Source organism: Neglectibacter sp. X4, assembly GCF_009917365.1.
Classification (GTDB): domain Bacteria; phylum Bacillota; class Clostridia; order Oscillospirales; family Acutalibacteraceae; genus Acutalibacter.
This window is the reverse complement of record NZ_QWLE01000098.1, coordinates 1-4908: the sequence shown is the minus strand read 5'-3', so window position 1 is coordinate 4908 and position 4908 is coordinate 1. Positions and strand designations below refer to the sequence as shown.

Below are 4908 nucleotides of genomic sequence, written 5' to 3'. Positions count from 1 at the left end.
AATGGACAAGCCAGGACAAATACCCCGCCAACCATCGTGATGGTTAGCTCGGGGTTCGCCTGGCTCTCTTTTGGTGGGGATAACTGGACTCGAACCAGTGACCTCCTACGTGTGAAGCAGGCGCTCTAACCAGCTGAGCTATACCCCCGACTGCAAGAGCTATTATACCAGACTTTTCCCGTGCCGTCAAGTCCTTAAAGAATTTTTTCTGCTTTTTTCTCCCGGGCTTGCGTGAAAAACGGAAAAGAACGGTGGCAGGCACAAAAGGCGGCTTTTCACAGCTTTTATGGGAAGGCTGTGTTCCATATCTGGGGGTGCTGTCAGGAGCGGCCTGCCTAGCCAATAGGCGCGGGGGCTGCTTGGCGCAGAAAAAAGCGGAAGCTGTCTTGCCCCGTACACATCCCCCATCTGGAAGGTGCGCCGGCCGTTGAAAGCAAAGGCGGCGGGGGCGATGAAGTCCTTCACGGACAGCCCGGACTCCACCAGCCATTTCCACTCAAAGGCGAACGGGTCGCGGTCGCCCATGTGGAACATGGAGTGCATCAGGCGCAGGCGCTCCTTCCCGTTCAGCACAGCGGCGGTCACGCCGATGCGCTTGAAGTTGTTGAGCAGGTCCGTCTCCACATGGTCCAGCCGGGGCTTCGCCTGCCGCATGGAGGCCGCCTCGATGCCGAAGGTCAGGTACTTGGCCTTGGTGAGGCCGTTGTTGCCCCTGGCGAGCTGGCTTTTCAGCATCTGGCTGTACTCCGCCCGAACGCTGTCAAAGACGTCCCCGGCGGGCGGGATGCGGACGGACTTCTCGAAGCTCTCCGCGTCGGTCGCCATGTTCATGAAGGACAGCTCGAAGTGGATAGAGCTGTCGAAGAAGTTGAGGAAGCTGCACCACTCCTCGAAGATGGCCGTCTTGTCCTCCTGCTGGGCGAGCTGGTAATTGATGTCGTTGAACTGCACCGTCTTGGTGTAGTAGTTGTCGGTGACACGGCAGATGCCGTCCGGGAACATCCGCTGGAACGGGATGGACTGCTGGGCGGTGCGGGGAGTGCCGTCATCCCTGCGGGCCTTCTCGATGATGGCCCTGATCTGCTTTTTCTCCGCCTTTGTCAGGCTTGCGGGGAGAGCGATGGGCTCCGCTTTCCCGCGCCCGCTTTTCTGCGTTTTGAACAATGGCCTGTACCTCCTTTTCCACTTGGTCCTGCCGCATGAGGGCAGAGTAATAGTTGTTGGTCGCATAGGGGCGGACCTTGGGGCGGATGAACTTCGCCTGGATGAAGTGCCTCGCCACCGTCTCCAGCGGCTGCCCGTCCTTCTCGTACATGGCGAGGAAGAACAGCGGGAGCATGAGGACGATCATCCCCATGACGGCGAGGCTGGTGTTGCCGGAACGCTTCATCAGGAAGAACGCCGGAACGCCGATGAGCGCCGCCGCCCCGAAGCAGACGAGCTGCCGTTTCGTCAGCCCAAAGAACACCTTGGACTTTACCCGCGTGAGGTCGCGGGGGATGGAAATATACGCTGCCATGATGACCTCCTTTCCCGGTCAGTGGGCGTTCAGTACGCTCCGGGCAAGGCCCCCGGTCTTGAACAGGGTGAACACCAGAAGGACGGTGTACCCTACCACGCCCCAGAGGGAGCCGACTATATCCGAAGTGAACGAGATGGACTGTATCAGCACAGCGTAGATGCCGACACAGATGATGATGAGGAAGCCCTGGAAGCCCAGGGCGAATAGGGACCGGAGGTAGTTCTGCCCGGTCTGGCTCTGCTCCCGGTTGCCGAAGGTGGACAGCGGGATGGGCGCGAGGCTCGTCATCAGGTATATCTCGATCATGCGCCCGTAGACGATGACGAAGATCACGATGGAGAGTATCCAGAGGGTGAGCTGGATGACGAAGCTCATCAGGTAGATGCCCAGGAGCGTACCCACGCCGTAGGTCGAGAGCGTCCCCTCCATCGCGGCGATGGCCGAGTCGCTGACCGCCGTGGAAGCGCCGATGATGCCGCCGCTCCGGGAGATCACATTCTGGCAGACATCAAAGACCGCCATCACGATATTGAAGCAGTTGGAGATGAGCGTGACGGCCACAAAGGTCTTGAAAATCCACTTGAAGATGATCCATGTCTCGAAGTTCGAGAGGTTGTTATGCTCAATGATGAGCTGGATCAGCTCGTAACAGGCAAGTGAAAGTGGATACTGTTCATAAGCGTAAAACTCCTTTTTTTCATAAAAAATGCGCCCCGCAAAAGGGGGCGTGTCACCGCTGCTGGTCCCGCTGCCGCCGCCTCTGCCACTGCTCCAGCAGGCGGAGGATGGTATCGCTCATCTGCCTGGGCGTGTAGGACTTGGGGAAGAACTTCTGGAGGTCGCTGGTCCTGAAAGCGATCTGCCCCAGGTCGTCCTTCTTCACCTCGTCCATGATGCTGCACATATCGTCCAGGGTGCAGCCGCTCTCCTGGCTCTTTTTCTTCATGCGCTGCGCCTGGGACAGGGACGGGGCGGCCTGGGCATAGTCCATAGCCTCCAGAAAGTTCCGCTGTTCCTCCGGCTTCAGGTAGGACAGCTCCACGGCGGGATTGAAGGCGATCTTCTTCTCATCCACCATATCCAGCACTTCGGGGATCAGGTTCGTCAGGCGGACGAACCTCCGGACGGTATCGCCGCTCACGCCCGCACCTTTTCCCACTTCATCATCGGCGCGGAACTTCGCCGCAACTTGCGGCGAAGTTAGGTCTGTGCGCTGTCCCTGATGCCGGAGGGCGTCCATTTTCATTTTGTAGGCTTTGGCCCTCTCGCTGGGCAGGATGTTCTCCCGCTGGAGGTTGGAGTCTACCATCATGATAACGGCGGCATCATCGTCCAGTTCTCGGACAATGACAGGGATGATGTCCAGCCCCGCAAGCTCTGCAGCATGGTGGCGGCGGTGGCCGGAGATGATCTCATACCCGCCGTCCGGGCCCGGGCGCACGATGAGGGGATTGGCTACACCCATCTGCCGGATGCTCTCCACCGTCTCCGTCATGGATTCATCGTCCAGCACTTTGAAGGGATGCCCCTCAAAGGGGTGCAGTTCGGAGAGGGGCATCCGCTGGACGGTCTCCGTTACGGCCCCAGCCGGTGCCTCAGTCTCTTTTTTCTTTGCTCTTGGCATTTGTGTTCACCTCGCTTTCTCAATGTGGGTTTATGGGAAAAAGAAAAAAGGCGTGTACCCAGCCCCCTCGATGGGGCAGGATACACGCCTATGTACCAGTCTGTGGACACAAAAAAAAAAGCGGATACCGACCGCCGGATTTCTCCGACAGCGATACCCGCTCTATGAAGCCTTGTTTTATTGTACCAGTGGGCGTCCTACCCTCCTTGCGCCGCCCTGCGCTTTTGTTATCCTCTGTTTTGGGTCAAAAAACAGAACTAACATCACAAAGTCCCGTGTTTTCAGGGCTTTCTGAGTTTAGTTCTAAAATAACACAATCATCCTTCACGATCACACAGTTGGCCTTGTGTGATCTTTCTTTGCCGGATGGTACTGGGCTTGAATTCTTACATACGATACGTGATGTTTCCGATAAATTTAAAGTAAAAAATCCACCGCTGAAGCTATTGCCGTTTTTTGTATTGACGGAAAACAATGACCTTATGACAGAATATCAATATCGGTATGAGGGGGTCAATGATTATTTTGTTTCTCCGATAAATATCCCGGAACTGATACGGCGTATCTTGTTTTTTATCGACTAGCAATGGAATTTAATACAGGAGGTGACGTGTTTGCATGGAAGATTAGTCGTACTTGATATAGCAGAATCCGGCAGACAGATGGGTGAAAAGCTGCTCATATTGCTTGCAACAGAACAGAGAAAAGAGTTAGCAAAAGTTTTACTTGAAGCAGAAAGCGGCAAGATTTTTTCAGCTAATAATACATACACCTCCCTTGAAGTAGAGAACCGGCAAAATATTTCGGAACAGTCATTGACGGAATTGCAGGTGGAGGATTTACATTTTTGCCTGGAGCAACGTCTTGTCACAGTCCGTGGACAAGAAATCGGTTTGACAGTCAAGGAATTTGATATTTTAGCCCTGCTCATTATGAATCCAAAGCGGGTGTTTACGTATGACATGCTTATGGATTTGGTCTGGAATGAAGAGTATTCGTACTACTCACGTAAAGCGGTCAATAACCATGTGAGCAATATCAATTCTATTTCCATATCTTCTAGCAACCTACTTTTTGCATCAGTCAGCGTTTCTACCACTATCACATGAAATCCCTTCTCAAGCAATCCAGCCCGTAAAATTTTGGCTTTAGCGTCATCTGCATGGACGAGTAACAGCTTGTGAAAAGTCGGAGCCTGCTCCCCGGATGACTGTCGGTAAGCATATTCGATTAGTTTGTCTTGCACAAGGGATGTTTTTATTTTATCCAAACAGAGGCTTGCACCACGCCGCAGTGCGCTTTTTCATATTCCTCTTTTTCATGGCAAGACACCACCAGAAACGGAATATCTGTACTGGTAGCACATACCATATCTAATAGTTCCAGACCAGAACCATCCGGCAGGTCAAGATCAGAACTAATAAAAAGTGGCACTTCTCTTTTGAGGATTTGTTTGGCATCGGCTACCGTAGCAGCTATATCTACCCCATAACCTCTCAATTTCAAAAATTTTGCCATACACCATGTATAGGTATCATCGTCATCCACTAAAAGTATTTTACTCAAAAAATCACCCCTTTTCTCTCTTGCTCTACAATATACATTTAATATGTTGCAGAAATGTCCCAGCATCTACAGAATTTGTCTTAAAACAGGCCAAATTGCTTCATTTTTAGGATATTTAACTATAAATGAGCAAATATAGAAATTTGCACAAAACTACCCTACCAATTTCAAAACAGCTTCAAGTGACGCACCATTT

At 52.7% G+C, this 4908-nt stretch carries 5 protein-coding genes, 1 tRNA gene and 2 pseudogenes; 2 read left to right on the top strand and 6 right to left on the bottom strand.

The window, feature by feature from the left end:
* Positions 1–71: 71 nt before the first annotated feature.
* The 5 genes and pseudogenes from D1841_RS16420 to D1841_RS16400 form a co-directional block, all read right to left on the bottom strand.
* Positions 72–148 (bottom strand) — tRNA-Val (locus D1841_RS16420).
* A 239-nt stretch (positions 149–387) separates the two neighbouring features.
* A pseudogene (locus D1841_RS16415) lies at positions 388–1104 on the bottom strand (VirB4-like conjugal transfer ATPase); the annotation flags it as partial.
* Positions 1046–1519 (bottom strand): PrgI family protein, encoded by a 474-nt coding sequence (locus D1841_RS16410; RefSeq protein WP_160644715.1) that lies wholly within the window; start codon positions 1517–1519, stop codon positions 1046–1048. The gene D1841_RS16410 and the pseudogene D1841_RS16415, both read right to left, overlap by 59 nt.
* 18 nt (positions 1520–1537) lie before the next feature.
* Positions 1538–2173, bottom strand: a pseudogene (locus tag D1841_RS16405) (VirB6/TrbL-like conjugal transfer protein, CD1112 family); the annotation flags it as partial.
* 79 nt (positions 2174–2252) lie between these two features.
* Positions 2253–3146, bottom strand: coding sequence for a ParB/RepB/Spo0J family partition protein (locus tag D1841_RS16400; RefSeq protein ID WP_237076442.1), 894 nt, complete (start codon positions 3144–3146; stop codon positions 2253–2255).
* A 32-nt stretch (positions 3147–3178) separates the two neighbouring features.
* Between D1841_RS16400 and D1841_RS16395 the strand changes: the two genes are divergently transcribed.
* Positions 3179–3730, top strand: a complete 552-nt coding sequence (locus tag D1841_RS16395) for a response regulator (RefSeq protein WP_160644714.1) — start codon at positions 3179–3181, stop codon at positions 3728–3730.
* 30 nt (positions 3731–3760) lie between these two features.
* Positions 3761–4255 carry a winged helix-turn-helix domain-containing protein gene (locus D1841_RS16390; RefSeq protein ID WP_237076441.1) on the top strand — a complete coding sequence of 165 codons (495 nt, stop codon included), beginning with the start codon at positions 3761–3763 and terminating at the stop codon, positions 4253–4255.
* 148 nt (positions 4256–4403) lie between these two features.
* On the opposite strand, the gene D1841_RS16385 is transcribed toward D1841_RS16390, so the two are convergent.
* Positions 4404–4712, bottom strand: coding sequence for a response regulator (locus D1841_RS16385; RefSeq protein ID WP_160644712.1), 309 nt, complete (start codon positions 4710–4712; stop codon positions 4404–4406).
* Between the last annotated feature and the right edge of the window lie 196 nt (positions 4713–4908).